The sequence below is a fragment of the Halobacillus faecis genome (assembly GCF_007991335.1).
GTDB classification, from domain to species: Bacteria; Bacillota; Bacilli; order Bacillales; family Halobacillaceae; genus Halobacillus; species Halobacillus faecis.
The window spans coordinates 64148-87002 of sequence record NZ_BJYD01000004.1; the positions used below are offsets into that span (position 1 = coordinate 64148).

27 protein-coding genes are annotated in these 22855 nt (G+C 44.6%); 25 read left to right on the top strand and 2 right to left on the bottom strand.

Features of this window, described 5'->3' with window-relative positions; translation table 11 throughout:
* Window positions 1–57: 57 nt before the first annotated feature.
* Complete coding sequence (locus tag HFA01_RS02120) at window positions 58–1683, top strand: M20/M25/M40 family metallo-hydrolase (RefSeq protein ID WP_146812931.1); 1626 nt, start codon at window positions 58–60, stop codon at window positions 1681–1683.
* Between the two features lie 42 nt (window positions 1684–1725).
* Window positions 1726–2217 carry an ATP-binding protein gene (locus tag HFA01_RS02125; RefSeq protein WP_146812932.1) on the top strand — a complete coding sequence of 164 codons (492 nt, stop codon included), beginning with the start codon at window positions 1726–1728 and terminating at the stop codon, window positions 2215–2217.
* Window positions 2218–2269: 52 nt separating this feature from the next.
* Here HFA01_RS02125 and HFA01_RS02130 read toward each other — a convergent pair whose 3' ends face one another.
* The gene (locus tag HFA01_RS02130; protein ID WP_146812933.1) at window positions 2270–3793 is read right to left on the bottom strand and encodes an AbgT family transporter; all 1524 of its coding nucleotides are present in this window, start codon (window positions 3791–3793) and stop codon (window positions 2270–2272) included.
* 223 nt (window positions 3794–4016) lie between these two features.
* Here HFA01_RS02130 and HFA01_RS02135 point away from each other — a divergent pair, with 223 nt between their 5' ends.
* The 13 genes from HFA01_RS02135 (at window position 4017) to HFA01_RS02195 (ending at window position 12354) form a co-directional block, all read left to right on the top strand.
* The gene (locus HFA01_RS02135; protein WP_146812934.1) at window positions 4017–4982 is read left to right on the top strand and encodes an MBL fold metallo-hydrolase; all 966 of its coding nucleotides are present in this window, start codon (window positions 4017–4019) and stop codon (window positions 4980–4982) included.
* Between the two features lie 4 nt (window positions 4983–4986).
* Complete coding sequence (locus HFA01_RS02140; RefSeq protein ID WP_146812935.1) at window positions 4987–5781, top strand: SDR family NAD(P)-dependent oxidoreductase; 795 nt, start codon at window positions 4987–4989, stop codon at window positions 5779–5781.
* 209 nt (window positions 5782–5990) lie between these two features.
* Window positions 5991–7265 carry a Y-family DNA polymerase gene (locus HFA01_RS02145; RefSeq protein ID WP_146812936.1) on the top strand — a complete coding sequence of 425 codons (1275 nt, stop codon included), beginning with the start codon at window positions 5991–5993 and terminating at the stop codon, window positions 7263–7265.
* A 62-nt stretch (window positions 7266–7327) separates the two neighbouring features.
* Complete coding sequence (locus HFA01_RS02150; protein WP_146812937.1) at window positions 7328–7660, top strand: iron-sulfur cluster biosynthesis family protein; 333 nt, start codon at window positions 7328–7330, stop codon at window positions 7658–7660.
* A complete protein-coding gene (locus tag HFA01_RS02155; RefSeq protein WP_115822387.1) occupies window positions 7657–7881 on the top strand; it encodes a YqkE family protein in 225 nt (74 codons plus the stop codon). Before HFA01_RS02150 ends, HFA01_RS02155 begins: the two co-directional genes overlap by 4 nt.
* 186 nt (window positions 7882–8067) lie before the next feature.
* Window positions 8068–8241, top strand: coding sequence for a hypothetical protein (locus HFA01_RS18765; RefSeq protein ID WP_167506128.1), 174 nt, complete (start codon window positions 8068–8070; stop codon window positions 8239–8241).
* Window positions 8231–8572, top strand: coding sequence for a TIGR04104 family putative zinc finger protein (locus HFA01_RS02160; RefSeq protein WP_167506129.1), 342 nt, complete (start codon window positions 8231–8233; stop codon window positions 8570–8572). The genes HFA01_RS18765 and HFA01_RS02160 overlap by 11 nt, the downstream gene beginning before the upstream one ends.
* 66 nt (window positions 8573–8638) lie before the next feature.
* Window positions 8639–9088 carry a hypothetical protein gene (locus HFA01_RS02165; protein WP_146812939.1) on the top strand — a complete coding sequence of 150 codons (450 nt, stop codon included), beginning with the start codon at window positions 8639–8641 and terminating at the stop codon, window positions 9086–9088.
* 64 nt (window positions 9089–9152) lie between these two features.
* Window positions 9153–9914 (top strand): class I SAM-dependent methyltransferase, encoded by a 762-nt coding sequence (locus HFA01_RS02170; protein ID WP_146812940.1) that lies wholly within the window; start codon window positions 9153–9155, stop codon window positions 9912–9914.
* A gap of 10 nt (window positions 9915–9924) precedes the next feature.
* Entirely contained in the window at window positions 9925–10134 is a 210-nt protein-coding gene (locus HFA01_RS02175) for a DUF3951 domain-containing protein (RefSeq protein ID WP_146812941.1), read from the top strand.
* 472 nt (window positions 10135–10606) lie between these two features.
* The gene (locus HFA01_RS02185) at window positions 10607–11008 is read left to right on the top strand and encodes a VOC family protein (RefSeq protein ID WP_146812943.1); all 402 of its coding nucleotides are present in this window, start codon (window positions 10607–10609) and stop codon (window positions 11006–11008) included.
* A gap of 72 nt (window positions 11009–11080) precedes the next feature.
* Window positions 11081–11407: a YnfA family protein gene (locus HFA01_RS02190; RefSeq protein ID WP_255574525.1), complete on the top strand. Its 327-nt coding sequence runs from the start codon at window positions 11081–11083 to the stop codon at window positions 11405–11407.
* A 14-nt stretch (window positions 11408–11421) separates the two neighbouring features.
* The gene (locus tag HFA01_RS02195; protein ID WP_167506130.1) at window positions 11422–12354 is read left to right on the top strand and encodes an alpha/beta fold hydrolase; all 933 of its coding nucleotides are present in this window, start codon (window positions 11422–11424) and stop codon (window positions 12352–12354) included.
* On the opposite strand, the gene HFA01_RS02200 is transcribed toward HFA01_RS02195, so the two are convergent.
* A complete protein-coding gene (locus HFA01_RS02200) occupies window positions 12351–13487 on the bottom strand; it encodes a DUF2515 family protein (protein WP_146812945.1) in 1137 nt (378 codons plus the stop codon). The genes HFA01_RS02195 and HFA01_RS02200 overlap by 4 nt on opposite strands.
* 308 nt (window positions 13488–13795) lie before the next feature.
* Here HFA01_RS02200 and HFA01_RS02205 point away from each other — a divergent pair, with 308 nt between their 5' ends.
* The 10 genes from HFA01_RS02205 (at window position 13796) to HFA01_RS02250 (ending at window position 22851) form a co-directional block, all read left to right on the top strand.
* Complete coding sequence (locus HFA01_RS02205; RefSeq protein ID WP_146812946.1) at window positions 13796–14272, top strand: GNAT family N-acetyltransferase; 477 nt, start codon at window positions 13796–13798, stop codon at window positions 14270–14272.
* Between the two features lie 11 nt (window positions 14273–14283).
* Window positions 14284–14919, top strand: a complete 636-nt coding sequence (locus tag HFA01_RS02210) for a putative glycolipid-binding domain-containing protein (protein ID WP_146812947.1) — start codon at window positions 14284–14286, stop codon at window positions 14917–14919.
* Window positions 14920–15159: 240 nt separating this feature from the next.
* Complete coding sequence (locus HFA01_RS02215) at window positions 15160–16089, top strand: ferritin family protein (protein ID WP_246139245.1); 930 nt, start codon at window positions 15160–15162, stop codon at window positions 16087–16089.
* Between the two features lie 264 nt (window positions 16090–16353).
* Window positions 16354–17343 (top strand): biotin synthase BioB, encoded by a 990-nt coding sequence (gene bioB, locus HFA01_RS02220; protein ID WP_146812948.1) that lies wholly within the window; start codon window positions 16354–16356, stop codon window positions 17341–17343.
* A 147-nt stretch (window positions 17344–17490) separates the two neighbouring features.
* Window positions 17491–19065, top strand: a complete 1575-nt coding sequence (locus tag HFA01_RS02225; RefSeq protein ID WP_146812949.1) for a long-chain-fatty-acid--CoA ligase — start codon at window positions 17491–17493, stop codon at window positions 19063–19065.
* Window positions 19066–19352: 287 nt separating this feature from the next.
* Window positions 19353–19736, top strand: coding sequence for a rhodanese-like domain-containing protein (locus HFA01_RS02230; RefSeq protein ID WP_146812950.1), 384 nt, complete (start codon window positions 19353–19355; stop codon window positions 19734–19736).
* A gap of 12 nt (window positions 19737–19748) precedes the next feature.
* The gene (locus tag HFA01_RS02235; protein ID WP_146812951.1) at window positions 19749–20111 is read left to right on the top strand and encodes a rhodanese-like domain-containing protein; all 363 of its coding nucleotides are present in this window, start codon (window positions 19749–19751) and stop codon (window positions 20109–20111) included.
* Window positions 20112–20212: 101 nt separating this feature from the next.
* Window positions 20213–20509 carry a hypothetical protein gene (locus HFA01_RS02240; RefSeq protein ID WP_246139246.1) on the top strand — a complete coding sequence of 99 codons (297 nt, stop codon included), beginning with the start codon at window positions 20213–20215 and terminating at the stop codon, window positions 20507–20509.
* A 122-nt stretch (window positions 20510–20631) separates the two neighbouring features.
* On the top strand, window positions 20632–21387 hold the full coding sequence (locus tag HFA01_RS02245) for a polysaccharide deacetylase family protein (RefSeq protein WP_246139247.1): 756 nt from the start codon (window positions 20632–20634) through the stop codon (window positions 21385–21387).
* 198 nt (window positions 21388–21585) lie between these two features.
* Window positions 21586–22851: an ammonium transporter gene (locus tag HFA01_RS02250; protein WP_146812953.1), complete on the top strand. Its 1266-nt coding sequence runs from the start codon at window positions 21586–21588 to the stop codon at window positions 22849–22851.
* Window positions 22852–22855 lie beyond the last annotated feature (4 nt).

The window sequence follows — 22855 nt, forward strand, 5'->3', positions numbered from 1 at the left end:
CTTATGAGTTTGATTGTGTTTGATAATCCAGGAAAAGTCAATAAGGAGTGTGACCCCATGACAGTTTGGCAGACGAAAGAGCAGTTGACGGATCTCCTATGTTCTCTTGTAGAGTACCCTAGTATAACGAACAGCAATGAGGAAATCGCAATCATCGAATACTTATATTATATTTTAGAAGATCGCGATTATTATAAAAAACGGCCCAGCCACCTCAACTTGCACCCGCTGGACGATGGGCGTCAATTACTGACAGCCTTAGTGAAAAAAGACGAGGCCAAGGAGACGCTTGTGTTGATTTCCCACGTCGATGTCGTAGGGATTGAAGATTACGGATCCTACCAGAACCTTGCTTTCTACCCTCGCGAGCTCACTCAAGAGCTACATAAGAATATCGAAGATCTGCCAAAAGAAGCCGCTCGCGATTTAGAGTCCGGGAATTGGCTTTTCGGTCGTGGAACGATGGATATGAAAGCAGGGCTTACCGTCCACCTATCCCTTTTAGAAAAAGCGATGGCGGGGGAATTTGACGGAAATCTGCTTCTCCTTGCTGTCCCTGATGAAGAAGTGAACTCGGAAGGCATGCTGGCTGCTCTTCCAGCCCTCGCTGAAATTCGGGATAAGGAAGACCTTGTCTATAAAGCGGCTTTAAATGGCGAGCCGATGTTCAGCAAATATCCCGGCGATCCAGCTTATTATTTGTACACAGGTTCTATTGGAAAGACGCTGCCGGGTTTTTTATGTTACGGAAAAGAAACACACGCAGGTGAACCGTTCGGTGGATTGAATGCCAATCTGATGGTCAGCTATTTAGCACAGGAAATGGAATTAAATGAAGCGTTTATCGAAAAGGTTGGAGGAGAACGGACACCGCCCCCGCTCAGTCTGATGCAGCGCGACTTGAAATTTGAATATTCGGTGCAGACCCCTCAGGCAGCGGTCGCCATGTATAACGTCCTCTATATGAAGCAGTCAATAGCAGAACTGAATGAAAAGCTTTTACAGGCCGCGCAACGGGCGAAAGCTAAAATCATCAATCATTATCACCATCAGGCATCTTTTTACCTGGAAGGAACACAAACGTCCGCTTTCCATCCCGATATCACGATTCTGACGTATGATCAGTTGTACAAAGAAGCGGTCGCACGGTATGGAAAAACGGAGGTCGACCGCCGTCAGAATCGGTTAGTTAACTTAAGAGACCAGGGCGATCGTGATTTCTCTACGACACTTGTCCAAAGTCTGGCGTCCATATGTAAAGATATCAGCCCGATGATTGTCCTTTTTTACAGTCCACCTTTTTATCCGGCGGTGTCATCGAACGATGACCCTTTCATTCAGCATGGGGCTAAAACGGCCATCGATTATGCCATGGAGAAGTTCGGAGAAGAGCTTGAAGTGGTGGAGTATTTTACAGGTTTGAGCGATTTGAGTTTTATCGGACCCACATCCTCTACGTCGTCACTCTCGGATTTGACGAAACAGATGCCGATTCACGGCAATGGTTTTGAGTGGCCGACAGAAGTGATGGAATCGATTACAATGCCAATTATCAACATCGGACCATTAGGAAGGGATCCTCATCAATGGACGGAACGCCTGGAATTATCCTACAGTTTTGAAAAGCTGCCGCAGATTTTGACGCAGGTCATTCATGAGTTCTTTAGGAAAGACCGGGGATGAGAGATTCTTTTGAGCAAACCTCACTAAAAGGTCGGTGGTAGGATGGGAGTTATTTTTGTTACAGGGTTATCTGGTGTGGGGAAAACGAGCGTACTGCGAAAGCTGGAGAATGAAGGTTATGATGTGGTCGATACCGATGAGCATGGCTTCACCAAGAAAATCACTACCGTAGAAGGAGAGGAAATCGTGTGGGATGAAGAAAAAATCTCTCATCTCATCGAGAGGAGGAAGCGTTCTCACTTAGTCTTATCAGGGTGTTATTCAAATCAAGGGAAATTTTATCAATCTTTTGATTATGTTGTTCTACTGGAAGTCCCATTGGATGTCATGCTTGATCGTGTGAATCAAAGAGATACAAATCCTTATGGAAAGCATCCAGGTGAGAGAGCAGCAATCATAGAAAGTTTCACTTATGTGCTCCCAAAATTGCGAGCCAGCGCAAATGTGGTGATTGATACTTCAAAGGTGGGCATCTCTGAAACGGCTGATCGTCTGAAAAGCTTAATGATCATCGCAAACCAGGTCAGGATTTAGGTATAAAAAAAGCGTCCGGATATTAATTCCGGACGCTTTTGTTCATGATGGATTACCCATTGTATTCGAATCCTGCTCCAGGACCGATTGGCAATCCGGTCAGCATCCAAATCAACAGCATCAATGTCCAAATGACAAAGAATGCAATGGAATAAGGAAGCATGGTAGAAATCAATGTACCAATACCGACCTTCTTATCATACTTTTGGGCAAACGCAATGACGATTGCGAAGTATGGCATCAATGGTGAAATGATGTTTGTTGTTGAGTCGGCAATCCGGTAAGCAAGTGTCGTAAGCTCCGGAGAGTAACCGAGCTGCATCATCAACGGTACGAATACGGGAGCCATAATCGCCCATTTCGCTGACGAGCTTCCGATGAACAGGTTGATGAATCCAGCCACGAACATGAAAGCAATGATGAGACCGATGCCTGTGAATCCGATGGAATCAAGGAATTCTGCACCGCTGACAGCAATGACTTTTCCGAGATTCGTATGGTTGAAGTAGGCAACGAATTGACCAGCCGTGAAGGCAAGGACAATGTAAATTCCCATGCTAGCCATCGTGTCGGACATTTGATTGGCTACGTCTTTATCATTCTTAATTTCGTTCGTGATCTTCCCGTAAACATAACCAGGGACGAAGAACATAATCAGAATGACAGGCACTAAGCTATGGAAAAATGGAGATGCTAAGAAATCATCAGGGTTACGCAATGGTCCCCAGGATGGTACGACGAGCAGGGATAGCAGCCCGATGGTAACGATAAACGCGATCAGAGCACCAATCATCCCTTTTTTCTCGAGTGGAGAAAGGTAGTTGACTTCTTCTTCCACGCCACCTTTGTATTCTCCAAGACGCGGTTCGACGATTTTGTCTGTTACAAGTGTACCGACAATCGTAAGAACAAAAACAGATGCAATCATGAAGAAATAGTTCATCGTATAAAGGATCGTATCCGCATACGCAGGATCAATGGTTGCTGCCGCTTGAATCGTCAAATCACCAAGCAGTGGATCCAATGATGTAAGCAGCAAGTTGGCACTGAAACCAGCGGAAACCCCGGCAAATGCTGCGGCAAGACCTGCAAGTGGATGACGGCCAAGACCGGCAAATAGGACCGCTCCGAGTGGTGTCAAAACAACGTATCCGGCATCGGCTGCCATACTGGACATGATCCCACCGAATACGAGTGCTGCTGTCATCAGTGAACGTGGGACGGATGTAACGAGTCCACGAAGCATCGCACTGATCAGCCCTGAACGCTCGGCGATTCCGATACCAAGCATCGTAACGAGGACGGTACCGAGCGGTGCGAAGCCTACGAAGTTTTCTACCATACTTTCAAACATGTATTGAATGCCGTCACTGGAAAGCAAGTTGACGACTTGTAACGTTTCGCCAGTCGCTGGGTCTTCGACTTCCACGTTCATCGTGGAGAAGATCCAGGAAGCGACGACAACCATGAGTGCAAATATTGCGAACAATGTGACAGGGTGTGGCAATTTGTTCCCGACACGCTCAATCCAGTCGAGTATGCGCATTGTCAACCCTTTCTTTTCTTGTTGTTCCATGATCTTCCTCCTTATTGACCTTTACATATCTTTTTAATTTACAATGACGCGTTAAAGTATAATGAAAAGTAATTTTTATTTGAAGTCTTTTGGAAAAAGTCCCACTAGAAAAAGAATTATGAATAATGAGACGTCTGTAATCTTTGTCATATAGGAGGAAAATATATGGCAGTCGTGCTACAATGTAGAAAAGTGAATGATCATTCAGTATGGAGGAAGTGTTATGAAGACATTGAAGGATACCATTACTCAATTAACGTTGCCGACCCCTTATGCAGTCGGGGATGTTCATGTGTATTTATTAAAAGGGGATCGCCTCTCCCTTATTGATGCAGGTGTGAAGACAGAGGAGTGTTGGGATTCTCTCGTCGAACAGTTAAAGGAAGCGGGATATCAGCCGGAGGATATTAAACAGGTAATTTTGACTCACCATCATCCCGATCATATGGGGCTTGTCGAGCGGCTACCCAATGTAGATGTGATCGCTGGGCACCCGAACTTGAAACCCTGGCTTGAACGGGAAGAAGAATACTTCTCCCATTATGAGGAATTTTTCAAAGGCATGTACAAGGAATCTGGAGTACCTGAGCGCTTTTTTCCATTGTTAAAGGGATTGAGAAAGACATTGAATTGGACGTCAGAAGGAAAGCTTACCCATGAGTTGACTGAAGGCGACCGGTTACCAGGTCATGAAGAATGGGTCACGATCGAAACACCCGGTCATGCCCAGAGCCATTTATCCTTTTATAGAGAAGGCGACGGGGCATTGATTGGTGGAGATCACCTGCTGTCCCATATTTCTTCGAACCCTTTACTTGAGCCTCCCCACAAGGAAGGAGAAGCACGTCCAAGACCGTTGCTCGACTATCGCCATTCTATGGAAAAGTTGTTACAGTGGGAGCTTGGTACGGTTTATCCAGGGCATGGGAAAATTTTTGATCATGCCCACGAGCTGATCCCAGAACGATTGAAGAAGCAGGAGCAACGGTCAGAAAAGGTGCTTCGGATGTTTAGCGAGGGGCCATTACGTGCATATGACGTATGCAAGCGTCTCTTTCCGAAGCACATCGAGAATCAATTCGGTTTGACGATGTCAGAAACAATCGGACAACTGGACTACTTAGAAAGTGTGGGGAAACTTAAGGTTTCTTACGTAAACGGAGAGAAATTCTATCAAGCAAATAGGTGATCGAATGAATGAACGAGTAAAAGGAAAAAAAGTGCTGATTACTGGAGCCTCCAGTGGAATTGGCGAATTTCTAGCCATTCACGTGGCGCAGCAAGGCGGGACCCCGATCCTTGTTGCACGAACCGCACACAAATTGGAAATCATCGCCGAGAAAATTGAAGAAGCCTTTGGAGTCAAAAGTCCATGGTACCCTGCAGATTTATCGAATGATGCCGAATGGAAAGATACGATCGACCGGATTTGTTATGAACACGGATCGATTGACGGGCTGATTAACAATGCAGGGGTTGCTGTGTTCGATCCTGTGGCTGAATCGAATTGGCAGGACATCGAGCGTATGCTTTCTGTTAACGTGAAGTCACTGTTTCGAGCCACGCATCAGCTACTGCCCCATTTGGTGCAGCATGGAGAAGGGCACATTATCAATATAGCATCACAGGCAGGCAAAATCGCCACACCAAAATCAGCGGTTTATGCAGCGACTAAACACGCAGTCATAGGGTTTACAAATGCGTTAAGGATGGAAGTGGAGCCTCTAGGCATCTATGTCACTTCCGTCAACCTCGGACCTGTGAGAACAAATTTCTTTCAACAGGCGGACCCGAGCGGAAAGTATGAGAAATCGGTCGATAAGATCATGCTTGATCCGAACCGCGTAGCGAGGACGGTCGTCCACCATTTATTTACGAAACAGCGGGAAATCAATCTGCCTTCCTGGATGGATTCCGGAAGCAAAGTCTACTCTCTTGCACCAGTTGCAATGGAAAAACTCATGCAGAAACAATTCAATAAAAAATGAACCAAACCATACAAAAACCTCTTTCCTTCTTAGGGAAGAGGTTTTTGTATGGGGGAGAGTGGATGGAAGGTGGAAAAATATGTATGACCTGGTACACCAATATTTGTAAGACCTGGTCAGACAGGAAATGGTAGCAGGAATTGGCACTTGCAAATGCGAACATATATTCGCATAATGAGGATATACTAGGTAAAGGAGGTGGAGGCGACATGGGAAATCCGAGCATTGATTATGGAAGGTATCCGGACAGAGGGATTTTGTGTGTGGACATGAAGAGCTTCTATGCGAGTTGTGCGGCCATTGATCGGGGACTCGATCCGCTGACGGTGCCGCTCGCCGTCGTTGCGGATACGAACCGTAAAGGAAGTGTCGTATTGGCGGCGACGCCGGCGATGAAAAAGAAGTACGGCATCCGCACAGGTAGCCGCCTGTTTGAAATTCCTTCCGCGCCGGAAATTGTCATCGTCTCCGCGCAAATGAGAAAATACTTAGAAGTATCCACCCAAGTAACCAACCTTTTTCACAAATTCGTTCCTAAAGAAAAAATTCATACGTACAGCGTCGATGAAAGCTTTTTGGAAGTGGGGGATAACAAAGGGAAATTTGGCGTCCCGGAGGAAACGGCTCAAATGATCGTTGATGAATTAAAGGAAACGTTCCACCTGGATGCAGCAATCGGGATCGGGCCGAACATGCTGCTGTCCAAACTTTGTCTTGATCTTGAAGCCAAAAAGAAAGGCATCGCCCGCTGGACATACGACAACTTTCGAGAGAAGCTGTGGCCGGTCGCTCCCTTGTCAGAAATGTGGGGGATTGGACCACGACTTGAACACCGTCTGAATCGTATGGGCATCTGGTCTGTTGGTCAACTGGCAAAATTCCCACTCGAACGCCTTGAAAAAACGTTTGGTGTGATGGGAAACCAGCTGTACTACCACGCGAACGGCATTGACTTGTCCGATCCTGGTGCTCCGATCATCCACGGGCAAGTGAGCTACGGAAAAAGTCAGATTCTCCTTCGTGATTACCAAGATCCGGAAGAGGTGAAGTATGTCATTCTCGAAATGTGTGAAGAAGTCGCCCGTCGTGCAAGGAAAAAAGGCCATGCAGGGAGGACAATTTCCCTTGGGATCGGCTATAGTAAAAGTGAAGATGCGGGCGGCTTTCATCGCTCTGTATCCATTGAACATCCGACGAGTATCACGATGGACATCTACCACGCCTGCCTCACCTTGTTCCACCGCTTTTATAACGGTGGAGTCGTACGCCGCATCTCCGTTACCCTCGGAAACATTACGGAAGATGCCAACGTCCAACTCGACTTGTTTGATAACGGCCGCGATAAAAAAAGGGACCTCGGTTATGTGATGGATGAAATTCGCGAGCGCTACGGACAGGATATGCTTCTCCGCGCGGTTTCCTGGACCAATGCAGGGACCGCACGCCATCGTAGTCGTCTGGTCGGCGGGCACTACGCAGAATAAAACAGAACCGTTGCCTCTGAAGCTCTGTTTTCTTACAATAGAAGAAACAGGAGGGATGAACGATGAAATTACGCATCACCGAAGAAGCGAAGCAGCAGCTAGAACAAATTCAGGATCCTGAGCGTCCGCTCATCCGACTTTTCTATGACACTGAGGGATGTGGGTGCGGCGTGAATGGGCTACCAACCATCCGTCTGGAAAAAGAGGAACGCCCTACCGATCGAAAAGTGGAAAATGAGGACTATTCCGTCATCATTGATGATCAGCAGGCGACTTTTTTCAAAAAAGACATGAAGCTTGATTTTATGAGAGGCACGTTCCGCCTTTCTAGCCCGGACGGCATCCTGAATCCGATCATCCCGATCAAAGACGTGAAAGAAGGAGCGACCGTATGAGTAAGAAAAAGCCGCAATCCGGATCACTCGGAGACCAGCTGAATGCTGATGTTCTTTCAAAGCTCAAGTCCAAAAAGACGGAGCTGAAACAACAGGCCGTCGAACGGGAAGAACAGGAAAAACAGCGTCGCATTGAAGAGCGTAAGCGCGCAGAAGCGAACAAAAGCTTTGAAGAATTGCTGAACGAAAGTGAGCTTGATTGGAAATCCTTCAAAAAATAAGCACTCCGCAGGGAGTGCTTATTTTTTGTGATTTTTTAAGTTCAGTCGCTATGAATTAGAGTTAGGGCGTTAGTTCCTCTTGTTAGATCGTTAATCCTTTTGTTCAGATCGCTATCCCATTATTTTTTTGGAAAAATTGAAACATTTGGACTATATTGGCCGTATAGAAAAACAGGAGGGAACAAAATGATCGATTTTTTCCTTGTATTCTTCATTGGAACGATAGGAGTGACGTTCGCTGTCATCGGTTGTTTTCTTGCGGTTGTCCGTAACATTGGATCAATAGGCGAGGCGGAGCGGATCCAGCGTTTGGAGAAAGAAGTGGAAGCATTGAAGGAGAGTGGACGGAGTGAGGTGTAAGGCATGCGGACGCAGCTGGCCATTTGGAAGAGCGTTGCTTTCATCGATAAAAGTCACCGGAACGAAAGAATGTCCGCATTGTGGAGCGGAACATTATTCTACGAGACGATCCTATCATCGTTCAGGGATATTAGCAGTTTCGGCATTTTTTGTGTTTATGTTTTTAATAGAAACGTTCCAAATGCACCTGACGTCAGCCCTGTTTTTCGCTGTCTTCCTTTTAGTGATCGTCTTATTTGTCCAACCGCTGTTGATCCACTTGTCTGTTGAGGAAGTCTTGGATAAGGAGTCTCATATGGATGATCCTGGAATAATACAAGAAAAAACTTGAAGCAGTCTTTTCATCGATGCACCCGACAGAATAGTTTATCAGAAAGAGGTTTAAGAAGGTGATGTCTTGAATTATAAATATAGCAACACAGAATTATGGAGAAAAAAAGCGAGGGGGTCCTTGTTTAACGTTTTTACAGGTATATTACCGGTAGGACTTTCTCTGTTTTTGTACGGACGTGTTGAATCGTTGATCGTTTTCGGATCAGGTGTCATCTTTCTATTAGGGCTTTGGCAAATGATTCACTATTACAAAATGCCTGAGCGTAATTATGTGTGTGTAGAGGAAGATGTTCTCGACATACGGATTGGAATCGCTGATCCAAACACGCGCCTGACAGATGAGGAAATTCATCGTATTCAGAAAATGGATGATGTCATTTCTATAAAAGTAGACAAAGGTAAGGAAGAGAACATTTACTTAGAAAACTTATCCGATGAGGATGCAAAATCTCTTGTAGACGAGCTGAAACACCAATACGGAAACCGTATGCACACGAGCGACCACTCAGCTTGATCTCCCATCATTTAAAGATGGAAGCAAACTTATGTATGGATTGAACAAAGAGAGGAAGAAAGAGATGAGCCAAACGACAGAACATAACAGTAAAGCATGGGACAAAAAAGTGGAAGACGGGGTACGTTACACCCAAAGCGTCACGCATGAAGCAATCAAAAAAGCTCGTAGTGGGGAGTGGTCGGTCGGTGTGACCGCCGATCGACAGGTGCCGAGAAGCTGGTTCCCCGAATCGCTGAAAGGGATGAAGATCCTCTGCCTTGCATCAGGAGGCGGCCAGCAGGGACCTGTTCTCGCTGCCGCAGGCGCTGACGTCACCGTTTTTGACTTATCGGAAAAACAGCTACAACAAGACGAAAGGGTAGCTGAACAAGAAGGACTTGAGTTGAAAACGGTTAAAGGTGATATGACTGATTTATCAGCATTCGCAGATGAGACGTTCGATTTGATTGTCCATCCTGTCGCTAACGTATTCATCGAGAATGTACGACCGGTTTGGAAGGAAGCGGCACGTGTTTTGAAGGATAAAGGAACGCTCATTTCTGGCTTTATGAATCCTGTCCTTTATTTGTTTGATGCAGATAAAGAGGACGAAGGCAAGTTGGAAGTAGCTCATACGATTCCTTACTCCGCACTTGAAGAGGAAGAAGTGATCGAAGGCGAAACGCTTGAGTTCGGTCACACACTGGAAGACCAACTTCAAGGTCAGACGGATGCAGGCTTCGTCATTGCAGGGATCTATGAGGATGACTTCGGCGGTGGAAGAACGATTGATCATCATATAAAAACAATGCTTGCCACAAGAGCCGTTAAATTAAAAGTGTAAGGAGCGGTTTATGGTTTCCACAATCATTACAGTGCTGTTTTCATGCTTGATTGTTTCTGTTGTCCTGCGCACCGCTTATCGTATGTTTGTGAAAAAGCAGTACCCAGACAATTCCTATACTCCATTCGATTACGTAAGCGGGCAGACAGAAACGCCTTTTCATGAAGAAGAAAGGGAAGAGGAAGCAGAAAATGACAGAACAGGGCAGCGTTATCACTAAACGTATGCCCTGTTTCTTTAGTACTGAGTTATTAAAGAATATGGCAGGATTGTGTAAGACTCAGTTTCGAGACTTTTATGGGAGCTTAGGGGCTCCAAATCCCTCTTAAAGTAACATGCCTAGTTGTGTTGGGAAATCCTGCTTAATCTGCATCGGTATAGGATTCCTAACTACAAAAGCTCTTATTACTGGAAGGTAGTTTCGAGAATGTCTTACGAAAAGTGGGCGGAGGGGAATGGCGAGACTCCTGCGGAAAAAAAGTGCAGGGTGAGACCCCACAGGACGAAGTCCGAGGAGGCTCACCGCGCTCCCGCGGAAAGCGAGCTATTCCCCGCAGCCCCATCAACTCAACTAAAGTCTCGAAACTGAGTCTTCAAGTAAAGGGAGCTTTTATAATATAAGAAATCTATAGTGAAAGGAGGAATTTCAAGGGTTTGGTGGAATACATAGATCGATAGGAGGACGACGGATCATGAACCATTCATTAATCCGAGTAGGGACCATTTATTTACCAGTCCAAGAGGTAGATGAATCTGCAATCTGGTATCAAGAAAAGCTTGGAGCTGGTATCAATTATAAAGATAACCAGAAAGCCATCATAGGTTTAGCAGGCATCATTATATTCTTAGTGAAATCATCGCCGGAACAAACATCCAACTTCTTGGATGTGGTCGGAAGCTCTCGTTTTGCGATCACATTCGAAGTGAATGGAGTAGGAGCTTTGAGGGCTTTACATAAAGAATTAAAAAACAAAGGAGTCTCGGTCGGCGAAATCGAAGACAGGGGCCATCCTGGTTTGAATTTTGTATTTGAGGATCTACAGGGGAACCGATTGGATGTCTGGAGTGAGTTGAGTCCTGCTTATGGAGTTTGATGGTGGGTGGTCTGTGACGGTCGTTGGTTCTCCTGAAAATGATAATGATAGCTTTTTACAGGAGTGATCATAATGATCCAACCATTCGTTTTGTTTTTATTAGCAGGATTGGCTGAAATCGGAGGAGGGTATTTGATTTGGCTATCCATCCGTGAAGGAAAACCACTTTCCTGGGGAATAGCAGGAGGATTGACACTTGCCTTGTACGGCGTGATCGCTACGTTTCAAAGCTTTCCATCTTTTGGTCGTGTATATGCTGCCTATGGTGGTGTGTTCATCATTTTATCGGTGTTGTGGGGGTGGGGCGTGGATCGTAAAACGCCTGATTTATATGACTGGATTGGTGCAGGGATCTGTATGATCGGTGTATGTGTGATGTTATTTGCGCCAAGACAATAGGAGATGAAAATCGAATGAAAAAAGGAATTCGTGGTTTGGTTGCAGGCTTAGGGTTTCCATTAACGGTTTGGAATATGGTCATGAATGAAAAAAGCAGGGTGCTCCCTCCAGGAATGATGGTCCATACGGAAACCAGTGATACACATGTCATTTCCGAGGGAGAAGGGCCTGTGACCATTGTTTTGGAAGCAGGGTTCAGTTCGATTTCCCTCGACTGGCTTTATGTTCAGCCAGAGCTTGCACGTCATGCGAGGGTGATCGCCTATGACCGCGGAAACTATGGGTGGAGCCGTTCAAAAAGGAAAAGCAGGACGATCCTAGATTCTGCAGAAGAATTGCATGAAGTACTTTCAAGAATGGAAGCAAAGCCTACCTATATCCTCGTCGGTCATTCATATGGAGGACTCATTATTCGTCTTTTTGCTTCTCTATATCCAAATGAAGTAGCCGGTCTAATTCTTGAGGATGCGGCACATGAGCATTATTACCTTCCGACAAAAGAGAATGTCCAAAGGCTGAAAAAATTCCAGCGAATACTGACGTTTGGGTTTCTCACATCATGGGTCGGCTTACCAAGACTAATGAAGCAGAGAGTGGGACGTAATGAGTTAAATGAAGAATCTAGTCAAGCTTTAAACTACATCGGCTATCGGCCGAAAAGCTTTCTTGCGGCATATGAGGAATATCAAAACGCAGAAAAAAGTGCAAGGATCATTTACGAAAGCCAGCCTTTACAGCCATCTTTGCCTGTGATTGTGATCAGCGCGAATCATCCTTCCGAACATTGGCGGGGGTATCAGGAACGGTTAGCAAAACTCACCCCGTGCACAGAGCAAGTTTTTGCTGATACCGGCCATTCTGTTCATTTGGAGAATCCGGACCTTATCGTTCGTAAGGTTCTTGAACTGATCCAACAAACCTCTCATAGAAGCCAGTTACATAGTTAAGGGCGGTCTTCGGGCTGCCCTTCTGTCTTGTGAAAGAAGGTTTGTTTCGCTTGAGAGGCGAACTCAATTTCTTCCAACGTCCGGCAATAGACCAGTTCAATGTCTCCATCGTATTCTTTTGCATTCTTTTTCATTATGTCCAGGACGCTTGCATTTTTGAACCAATCCCCTGTCTCCGCTTCTGAATGGACCCAGTCCTCCCAGACAATATTCAGTTTAGGGCTGTAAATTTTGGGCCCGTTCTGCTTTCGTCTGCAGGGGCTTACGGTCATTTCATGAACATGGCCCGGGGGTGTTTCATTGACATCATTAAATAGTTGCGGCCAGTAATCCTTGCGCGAGCCCGTGTGCGTATGAGCAGAGCACCATTGGACAATTTGATCCAAGCGTGACCGCACCCCATAAAGAAGCTCGTAAAGAGATCTTCCGAGAAGAATGCGTTCATTCACAGCCGAGAAGTGATGGACTGTTCCTCCGACCAGTTTGATTTTTTGTTGGAGAGGAGTCACATAAGGAAAAAGGATATGATTCATTGAAAGCACATCTTGAAGTTTGAACATCACTTTATCCATAACCGTCGCCATATAGAGATGATTTCTTATTACTCGATCCTCGATATAATGCTGTTCATTGACGATCAGCGCTTTGGTCAGTTCTTCACTGTTTCCATTTTTCCAAAAGCGTTCCCAAAAAGGTTTCATGAACTTGGAAACATTCAACGCATCTAATAGGTGGTAGAGGGGGCGGCAATGCTTCAAACTGGCATCATACAATAATAGTTGTGGATAAGCATCCTGAAAAATGAGCCAATTTCCCCGTTCTAAAAAGACGAAGAAGTCTGTGGCTTCTTTTCCTGTCAACAACTTCGGCAGGTATTCCCCCTTAAGGTCAGTCATGTTCCATCCAGCGTTTCTAGATACAAGATGAGCGAGCAGTGCCCAATGAACTTCAGGATGTTTTTCGAAAAAATGAAGGTACGCCATCGTACGCGTGACGTTGTTTCGATTTTTTTCCTGGGTGATCCTTCTTATTTCCTTCACCAACGCTTCTTCTTCCGTCGTCAATGGGGACGGGGGCGATTTCAATGCGGCCTTCAAGTCTTTTTTTAGCATGCGCCACTTGGATGAAAACATATCCTTCTCACCTCCTACTACGAATATATTTCCGAATGGAATGCAACATGATTAACTTAGTATTTGTCCGCCATCATTCTCTATGTAAAAAAAGGAAGGAATATCAATTTGGATAGCGAATTTTAAGAGAAGGAGGAGCGAGATGGATGACCCTTTGAAGAAAAAGATAGCCAATGATATCAGTTGAGAAGCAGGACTTTTTTGGAGAGGAGTTTTTTTTGAACGTTGCAACGAGACCATATCAAGTCAATATGTTCAACTCCCCCCATACTTCTCCGGTGTTCATGTGAAGAAATGGAGGGTGCAAAATGGTTCAGTTCCGAACGATTGATTTGAGGAAGGATCGGCAGGCCATTATCGATTTCCGCAAAGATTCGTTTATGGTGAGCTTCGGAAACACCGAAGGCTTTGATGTACAAGCTTACTTATTCTATGTGCTTGAAAAAGTAGAGCGGTATCCTGATGGTTTCGTTATGGCAGAGGTACACGGAGGAGTCATTGGTCAGCTCGAGTTATCCGTGAAAAAATATGAGGGGCGGCGAATCGGATATATTCACTTGTTTTACCTGATTCCTCGCAAGCGTGGGAAAGGCATGGGAAAAGCCCTTAACAACTACGCGGTCGATTTTTTCAAAAAACATAACCTGGAGGAATATCATTTACGAGTAGCCCCTGATCATCATCGAGCACGGCGATTTTATGAGAAAGCAGGGATGGAAACAATCGGTCCTGAACTTGATGGAAAAGTCATTCGGATGAAAGGGTCTGTCACAAAATCCATTTAGGAGGGAATCATATGGAGCAGCGTGTGATTTGGAATCACCTGGAGTCTGCTGGAGCGGAACATTTAACTCTGAAAAAGTTGACCAATCATATGGAGGTACGAGGGACGGTATTGCTTGTCGATCAGGGAGTGCCGCATCATCTTACTTATGATTTGAAGCTCGGCTTGGATTGGAAGACGAAAAAAGTGAAGATTTATCAAGAGCAGGAGACGGAGCCCTTTGTCGTCCAGGCGGAAAACCAGGATAAGTGGTGGGTCAATGGAAGGTACGACGAGAACCTGGATGGTGCGACGAACGTTGATTTGACGATCACGCCTTTTTCGAACACATTGCCGATCAATCGTGTGACCTGGCATATAGGAGAACGACGGACGTTCAAAATGGTTTTTATCGATGTTTTAAAGAAAGAAGTATTTCCCCTGCTTCAAGTGTACACGTATTTGGGAGACAACGATGGCAATAGGATCTTTCAATACCGCTGCAGGGATTATGAGACCGCTCTAGTCATTGATGAGGAAGGGTGGGTCGTTGAGTATCCAGGTGCGTTTGAACGAAGAGCGCTGTTGACAACTGGAGACCAGACGATGGATAAAAGACCACAGCCTCTTCTCGCTAATGCGCCCTCATCGTCCGGTGGGTTTTATTAAAAGCTGTAAAGGTGAATACGACTGTATAAGGAAACCATGCTAGAGTTCTCCTGCAGAAGTGTGATGAAGCGAAAGTCTTCCTCACACTTTTTTTGATTTCAGGAGCTCTTTTTTAAAACGCTTCTTCTCCGTTGTCATCTTCCGTTGAATCATAAATGGCCGAAAATCTTCGACTTGCACACAAAACCGCCCAGCTTTCATAGGATAGGTTGATGACTTCTAAAAGGAGGTTGGATTCGATTGTACCGGAATCAGTATGGATATACATTCAACCCTTACGGTTATGATGGTTATTTTCGCATTCAAAATGATCAGTCCCTCGTCAAAGATGTGGAGAAAGCCATTAATGGGGAGTACAGTGCGATTGCTTGCTACAATAAATTGGCTGATTTAGCCCCTACACAGCAGGCAAGACAACAAATTTATGAGATTCGCCAGGATGAAATCCGTCATTATGAGGCCTTCAGCAATATTTATAAGCAACTGACAGGAAAACAACCATCCCCGAAAATTACTGAGCCGTGTCCCGATCAATACAGGGATGGAATAGAGGCTGCGTTTTTGGATGAACAAAAGACGACAGACTTTTATTATGAAATCGAGCGGAAAGCACAGGATCTTTCAATCAAAGAAACTTTCCGCCAGGCGGCGGCTGATGAGCAGAACCATGCGGTTTGGTTCCTTTACTTTTTCTCGTTTCCGAAAAGGAATGATCACCAGGTAAGGCGGCAGCAGGAGTATGGAGCTACCGGTGCCTTGAGCGCACCTTCATTAACCCTTGCGGACATGTTGATCTATGCCATCCAGGATGAATATCTTGCACAAGCCCGGTATGAAGATATTAGAAGGGAATTTGGGGATATCCAGACATTCGTCCGTATCCAGGAAGCAGAGAAACGTCACATTTCAGCTTTAAATACACTGTTCACAAGATATCAAATTCCTGTACCATCCGATGATGCAAGTCAGTATGTAACCACTCCTGACAGTGTTAAAGCCGCTTATGCAGCTGGTGTTCAGGGTGAAATTGAGAACATATCGATGTATGAGAAGTTCCTATTGTATGATTTGCCAGAGGATGTAAGAACTGTTTTTACACAGTTAAGGAATGCGTCATTGAATCACCTTGCCGCCTTCCGTCGCGGCCTTGCACGTATGGAAGAGTCATAAGAGCTGCAAGACAGCTCTCTTTACATAATTTCCTTTAACCTTTAGGAGAGAATTTTGTAGTGTGAGTGATTCAACGGAAGACTTGATTTAGAAACTTCTGTGGGTGTTTAGGGGCTCCGGGACAAGGTTCGCGCTTTCCGTGGGCGAGTAATGTGATAAAAATGAATCGTGATTTTTCTGGTGCCTTATGATATTCTGAATTTAAATGTTAACCATTTATTTTAATGGTTAACTTATTAGAGTATCTGAAGGGGGAATGTATATATGTGGAGTCGTCTAGCAGAAAAATCATTGAATGGGGAAGAAATAACGGACCAGGAAGCATTTGAAGTTTTGAATTGTCCAGATGATGAACTTCTAAACTTGTTACACCACGCCTACCAAGTTAGGAAAACGTATTATGGCAACAAAGTGAAACTGAATATGATCGTCAATACGAAGTCTGGGTTCTGCCCTGAAAACTGTGGGTACTGCTCACAATCCAGAGAATCGAGTGCGCCAATCCAAAAATACCGAATGATGGATAAGGAAACGATTGTGAAAGGTGCTGAAAAGGCCTTTAGAATGGGATCGGGAACTTACTGTATTGTGGCAAGCGGGCGGGGTCCTTCCAAGCGGGAGCTTGATATCGTCACATCAGCAGTCAAAGAAATCAAAGAAGCGTATGATATGCGAGTTTGTGCGTGTTTAGGTTTATTGAAAGCTGAACAGGCGGAGCAATTGAAAGAAGCGGGTGTGGACCACTATAACCATAATATCAATACTTCTGAAAATCATCATGATGAAATAACGACGAGTCATACATATCAGGACCGGGTCGGGACGGTCAACCATGCTAAAGACGCCGGCATCTCACCTTGCTCTGGGGTCATCGTAGGGATGAAAGAGACGAAGCAGAATGTCATTGAGATGGCACGTGCTTTGAAAGTTTTAGATGCAGATTCCATCCCGGTAAACTTTTTACATGCCATTGATGGGACAGCGTTGGAGGGGACGAATGAACTGACAGCTTCCTACTGCTTAAAAGTACTCTGCTTGTTCCGTTTCATCAACCCGGCGAAAGAAGTCCGCGTGTCTGGAGGTCGTGAAGTGAATTTACGGAGCCTTCAGCCGTTCAGCCTTTATCCCGCCAATTCTATTTTCATTGGCGATTATCTGACGACCGATGGTCAGGAGAGTACGGAAGATCATCGAATGATTGAAGACCTTGGATTTGAAATCGATGTTGTTAATGAAGATAAGGTGACAATGTGAGAAAACTGCTGAAAGGCAGTTTTTTCTTTTGCGATGAAAACCGTCTGTTTGTGTACACAATATCCATTCATCTGTTGATATAGTACAGGATTGCAATTAGAATAATATGTAAGCGCTTAATATTTTGCTAAAAGGAGAGGGTATCCGATGCATGTTCCATTGATATTGACAGAGTTTCTGGACAGGGCAGTAAAATTATATGGGGAAAAGCCGGCGATCATTGATGATGAATGGACACTGACCTACCGAGAATTGAACGATCGGGTAAATCAGCTGTCTAGAGGTCTTGAATCCTTAGGTGTGAAAAAAGGGGATAAGGTGGCTTATCTTGCTCCGAATTCCACGGAGATGCTTGAAGGATTTTACGGTGTCTTTCAGCTGGGAGCCGTAATGACCCCATTGAATACAAGGTTGAAACCGGCGGACTACCATTTCATTTTAGAGCACAGTGAGAGTAAAGTGCTTCTCGTCGATCATACTCTCCTGCCCTTGGTAGAAGAGGTGGTGCAGGACCTATCTTCCTTAGAAAAAGTGATTGTCCATGGAGACGATTCTAAGGAAGGATATGAGGCATGGCTGTCCCAATTTTCACCGGACCGTTTTGAACGGGAGCCTATAGAGGAGACAGACATTGCGTCTTTACTTTACACGAGCGGAACGACTGGAAATCCCAAGGGGGTATTGTTAAGTCATCGGTCCAATTACCTCCATGCTCTGTCATCCATGCATCACCTAAGAGTTTCGGATCAGGATACTCTTCTCCATGTCCTGCCAATGTTCCATGTCAACGGATGGGGATCTCCTTTTTACTATACGGCGAATGGAGCTACACAGGTAATGCTACGACAAACAGATCCACAATTAATCGTAGAAAAAGTAGAGAAACACCAAGTGTCTGTGCTACATATGGCACCTACCGTCCTAAACATGGTTATTGGGGCTTACGAAGAGAAGCAGCCATCGATAGACCAAGATGTAAGAGTCGTGATTGCAGGTTCTGCCCCTCCACCTGCTTTTGTCCGTAAAGTGGAAGAAGACTTGAAATGGAAATTCGTTCAGGTGTACGGCATGACTGAAATTTCACCACTGATCACGACTTCAGAACTCCGATCGATGGATGTGGACCGCCCTGCGGAGGAGCGTTATCGCTTGAAAGCGAAAGCTGGTTACAGCATGATCGGCAGCCAAGTGAAGGTGGTAGATGAGTTAGGGGAAGAAGTTCCGATCGACGGAACTTCTATAGGGGAAATCGTAACAAGATCAAACAATGTGATGGAAGGGTATTATAAGAATGTGGAAGCTACCAATGAAGCGATTAGAGACGGGTGGCTCCATACGGGAGATATGGCAGTGGTTGATAATGATGGGAATATTGAAATTGTCGACCGAAAAAAAGATGTCATCATCAGCGGAGGAGAAAACATATCTTCCATTGAAGTTGAAGCGGCATTGTATGAACACCCTGCGATTCTTGAAGCGGCGGTTGTTGCTGTTCCAGATGAAAAGTGGGGAGAGGTACCCCATGCGGTAGTCGTGGTGAAAGAAGGAGAAACCCTCTCAGAAGAAGAGGTGATCCTGTTTTGCCGGGAAAAGCTGGCTCATTTTAAAGCACCAAAAAGCGTTACTTTTATTGAAGAACTACCGAAGACAGCATCTGGAAAGATTCAGAAAGTCGTCATTCGGAAGAAGTTTTGGAAAGACCAAAATCGAATGGTCAATTAAATAAGACTTCTCTTAGCCTGAAGCAGACGAGCTTCAGGCTTTTTTGTTCAGGAAAAGGATAATGATCCACCAATTGGGTACTCTGGATGACTCTACGTTTGAAAAAGAACGTGCTCTTCCTTCGTTATCATGCGGTTTTGTTGTTTGCTAAAGATCACGAAGTCTTTGTTCTGGAAAATAGGCTCATTCTCTGCTTAAATATTCTGTGGAAACAGAGACCTAGATGTTGACACATATACCTTACAGGGTATAAAATGTTTTTAGTTCAAGACAAAAGGAGGGACATCATGTCATTAGTGATGATCGTAACGTTAATCGTCGGAATGGGGCTTTTTATACTTCACCGTTATCTCCCGGTTTCTCAAGTGAAAAAGATGGATATGTCCGAAATAACAACTGAAAATGATGACATGGTCGTTCCTGTTGATACGAGGGATTATCAAACGTCATCTCAAGATAAACTGGAGCATGCGGTTTGTCTGCCGCTGGCTTATTTAGAAAGACATCACCAAGATATACCACAACGCCCGATTGTTTTAATTTGTTCAGATGAAGTCGAAAAGAATTTGGCAGCGAGACTGCTGAAGAGAAAAGGTCATGAAGTGATCGGTTATACCATCCCTGTTAAACACCAGGAGTGTCGAGCGATGCCGTGCATGATTGAAAAATAAGGGGGGAACCACATGGAAGCGATTCTCCCATGGGGGATTGGATTGTTACTCGGATGGTTGGTAATCAAGAAACTTTTACCCGTAAAGGGTATTCAACATACTACCGTCCAGGAAGTACAGACGCGTTTAAAAGATAAAAATGTGCAATGGATTGACGTCCGGACGCCGGGTGAATTCCGAGCTCATCACAAAAAGCCATTCAAAAATCTGCCTCTTTCCGATCTTTCAAAACGAACGACTGAATTGGACCGTGATAAAGAGGTCGTTTTGATTTGTCAAAGCGGAATGAGAAGTATGAATGCAGCGAAAGTATTGAAAAAACAAGGATTCGAAAAAATCACCAATGTAAAAGGTGGAATGAGTGCCTGGGGTTAAGGAAGCATTTGAGGAAAAGATCAGAAGAAATTTGGTCTTTTTTTATTTTTCTGAAACTTCATCTTCAGGTACCTCGTAGACGTAGGTAGTGAGGTGATGATATGTTTTGGATGTATATAATACTCGGTACCGCTGTGGGTATCGGCATGTTTCTATTCTTTAATTGGTTGATGGGTTACCGGAAAGGCCATATCCAAATTGATTTTGATGAGCGTTATATGGATCACCAAGAGTATATTCAGGCGATTGGTGAGGAACTAAGTGAAAGAGGGCACACGGTACACTATAAAGGGGATCATGTTTTTATGGTGGACGGAAAACCGTATGTTTTCTTTGAAAGAAATGTTCCCATGGGTGGCGTCCCCTTGCAGCGGACGATATTAAAACCTCAAAAATAAAACACCTTTAAACCAGTTCCTTCAGGGGACTGGTTTTTTTCGTGGGGGAGTTTCCGTTTTTTAGCTGGGATAAGAGAGCTCTTAACCCACAAACTAATCAAAAAAGGAAAGGGGTGCTTCTTTTGAAGGCATTCACCCTGTATCTTTTCATCCTTCTATGTATTTTTCATGTGAGTGTTGTAAGCGTTTACGCAAAAAACCACCCTAGGAATTATTATGAAGAACAAGGGACGGCGATTTGGGATGTGCCTATTTCATCAAAGTATATAGCCCTCACTTTTGATGATGGTCCCAGCTCAGAGTACACGCCTGAAATTTTGGATATTTTACAAGAGTATAATGCGAAAGCTACTTTTTTCGTAGTAGGCTCAAGAGCTCAGGAGAATCCATCGATCATCAAGTCGATGGTGAAAAGTGGCCACGAACTTGCCAATCATAGCTTTCACCATCCGGACTTTACAGGCATAACGAAAGAAGAGCTGATCCATGAAATGGACAATACGTCAGAGGTTCTAGAAAGTTTGACAGGGGCCCCGCCGAGGTTGTTTCGTCCACCTGGAGGCGTGTATAACGATATTATTGTGAATACAGCTAATGAAGAAGGTTATATGGTTGTCATGTGGTCCTGGCATCAAGATACAAGGGATTGGAAAAGTCCCGGCGTCCATAATATTGTAAAAACTGTAGTGAACAACACGAGGAACGGAGATATTGTCCTTTTTCACGATTTTGGAGGCGATCGTTCACAGACGATTGAAGCGTTAAAGCAGATTCTCCCTAAACTGAAAGAGGAGGGCTATCAATTCGTTACCGTTTCCGAATTACTTCAAAAACATACAAAATACAACCTCCTTCATGGAGTGAATGGTGTAGAATGATGGACGATCCCAAGATATTGGGATCTTTTTTTGTTGCTTAAGAATACGATGGTGGAGGGGTTTTAAGCAACTTCAGAATCTTTGAACATACCTTATGTTAAGAAACCTGACATTTATAGTTGTGTAAATATTGTGACTTTGATACAATGCTTAATAACATAAAATGTTATAAAATCTAACATAAGGGGAGTTAAGAGAATGGATGCTACTTTTTTGATGAACAATCTTTGGATCATCGTATGTACGATCCTGGTTTTATTGATGCAAGGGGGCTTCATACTACTTGAAGCAGGATCGACACGAATGAAGAACGCCGGACATATTGCAGGGAAAACGGTTTTTACAGTCGGTATTGTTTCCGTTGTATTCTGGGCATTGGGATACGGACTGATCTATGGGGAAGGAAATGGATTTATTGGCTTTTCTAATTTCTTTTATGGGGATGCAACGACGATGGGAGAAGGGCTAGCGGGATCCACAGACTTCCTTTTCCAGTTAGCGTTTGCGGCCATTGCCATGACAATTGCTTTTGGTGGTTTTGCTGAGAGGGCCAAACTTGTTGCCTACGTTATTTTCGCTATTTTATTCTCTATTCTGGTTTATCCTGTTATTGCTCACTGGATTTGGGGAGGCGGCTGGTTAGGTGAACACGGAAAGCAGGACTTTGCCGGTTCAACGGTTGTCCACTTAACAGGTGCTATGGCAGCATTAGCGGCTACGATTATCCTGAAGCCTCGTATCGGAAAATACAATAAAGATGGTTCTTCTAATGAAATTGCTGGCCATAACCAGGTATTTACTGCCTTAGGTGTTCTTCTCTTGTGGGTCGGCTGGTTCGGTTTTAATGCAGGAAGTACATTTGGAGTAGCGGATGCATTCTTTGGTTATGTAGCTCTTAACACCCAATTGGCTGCTGGTGCTGGTGCAATCGGCGCAATGCTGATGGTTTGGGCAGTGACTGGTAAAGCAGATGTACCGACAACGTTGAATGGTGCCCTTGCAGGTCTTGTTGCGATTACAGCCTCTTGTGCATTCGTTGAACCTTGGGCAGCCGTTTTAATTGGCTTGATCGGTGGTGGAATTGTATTCTTCAGCATGCGTTTCTTCGATAAAAGAAGAATTGATGACCCGATTTTCGCTCTCTCTGTCCACGGTGTCGTAGGTGTATGGGGAACGTTGTCCAATGGTTTGTTTGCCACACCAGAACTTGCTTCTGTAGGTCGTCCTGGGTTGTTTTACGGTGGTGGATTAGAACAGCTTTGGGTACAAACGATGGGGGTTGTGAGTAGTGGATTGTATGCGTTTATCGTGTCATTCATTATCTTGAAAATTATGGATAAAGCAATGGGTGGTCTTCGTGTATCTGAAGAGGAAGAAATCATGGGTCTTGACTTAAGTGAACACGGCGGTTATGGCTATCCGGAAAATTTGACGCCTCCAAAAAAGACAAAATCAGGAGCGTAAAGAC